Source organism: Alcanivorax sp. HI0044 (genome assembly GCF_001634945.1).
In genome coordinates, this window is sequence record NZ_LWEZ01001451.1 from 1 (window position 1) to 1,660 (window position 1,660).

At 58.7% G+C, this 1,660-nt stretch carries 1 protein-coding gene and 1 pseudogene; one reads left to right on the forward strand and one right to left on the reverse strand.

What is annotated here, in order from left to right; genetic code table 11:
- A pseudogene (locus tag A3730_RS21805) lies at nt 1–1,148 on the reverse strand (hypothetical protein); the annotation flags it as partial.
- A 49-nt stretch (nt 1,149–1,197) separates the two neighbouring features.
- Between A3730_RS21805 and A3730_RS21810 the strand changes: the two are divergent.
- The coding region (locus A3730_RS21810) for a methyltransferase (protein ID WP_063538924.1) at nt 1,198–1,660 on the forward strand (463 nt) is incomplete at its 3' end.

Below are 1,660 nucleotides of genomic sequence, written 5' to 3' on the forward strand. Positions count from 1 at the left end.
TTCATGCGGGTTTCGAAGTCGCTCATGGTGCCGTCCACGATCCCGTACTGTTTGTCGTCGTAGACGGAATCAAAGGTCAGCCGGGCGCCATCCAGGTTCTGGAAATCGATGGCAAAGTGAATGCGCGGCTCACGCAGGAACATCAGGAAAAACTTCAATACCTTCATGCTGCCGATGGCGAACCGGGAGGGAATGGTCACCGACTGTTCGTAGAAATCCACCTGGAATTTCTGGCTGAAAAAGGTAGGCAGATAGGCATACCAGACCCGCGCCTTGACCAGCATGGAGGCGCGCACGGCGCCGTCACGCACGGCCAGGGGGGTGGCTTTGATGTTCTTGCGGGTATCCAGGTCCACGCGCAGGTTCTGGTTGAGGATACCGGTGCTGATATTCACATACACATTATCAAAGACATTTTTGTCCTTGTGGGGTCCCAGGCGCGGCGCCATGGACTGGATCTGGGTGAAATCCCTGGGTTCATACTCCATGCGCATCAGGGTGGTCTGGATCCAGCCTTCGTCCAGATTCACCTCCACATAATCCGCCCGTGAACGTTCGCTGTTATTGCGCACCAGATACAGATAGCGGGGTTTGTTACGCGGCGAGTCGAGACGGATTTCTTCCAGCATCTGCCCTTCGGCCAGGGTGTGCTGCGCCGGATCGAAGCGGTCCCAGCCGCCATCGCGGAACATGAAAACCAGTTCATCAAAATCGTCAAAAATGCCGGGCTCGCCTTCCGCCTTGCTGTCGTTTTCACCCTCAATCCAGATCAGGCCGGTCTTGTCGAACTCGTCGATCTGGTAGGGCACCGGAATCAGCTTGCCGGCCCGCACGGCCATTAACGACAGTTCCTCGGTGGGGATACCGTTGTGGCGGGGCAGGTCGTAGCCCTTGATTTCCATGGGGTACAGGTAGGTGAACTGGGTGGTATCCAGCGCTTTAAGGGTGTAATCCAGCTGTGCGGTGGAGATGCGAGTCAACCCGGTGGCCCAGCGGCCCATGGCACTGGGGTCGGCCTTGTAGAACTCCACGAAATGTTTGAAATAGGCGTCGGGTACGCCGTCTGTCCAGATTTCCCGTGCCTTGAGGGGGCTAGTCACACTGAGCAGTAGCGCGATAACGCCAATCCATCCCTGTCTGCCGGTCATTTTGTTATTCTCTTCGACGATTTCGGATAGGAAAAGTAGGCCCTAGAGTATGACAACAGAACAGGAAAAAGTAGGCCTCAACGCCTTGCACGAACGGCTCCACCGCGTATTACCGGCGGTGTCCCTGTCGTGCCAGGCATTGCCACAAACGCCCGCCCTGCGCCTGTGGCTGCTGGATGAGCTGTTCCCGGAGCAGGCGCTGGACCCGGAAATCGTCAACGCGATCATGGAAGAGCCGCCGTACTGGTCGTTCTGCTGGGCTTCCGGGCAGGTGCTGGCGCAGTATCTGCTGGATAATCCCGAGCAGGTGGCCGGCCGTTGTGTGGTGGATGTGGGCCCGGGTTCGGGGGTGGTCGCCATTGCCGCTGCCATGGCCGGGGCACGCAAGGTCATCGCCTGTGATCTGGACGAGGATGCGCTCACGGCCACGGCCATGAACGCCCGGGAGAACGGCGTCGAGGTGGTGCTGAGCAATGATCTGGACTCCTCCCTGGCAGAGGCGGACCTGGTGA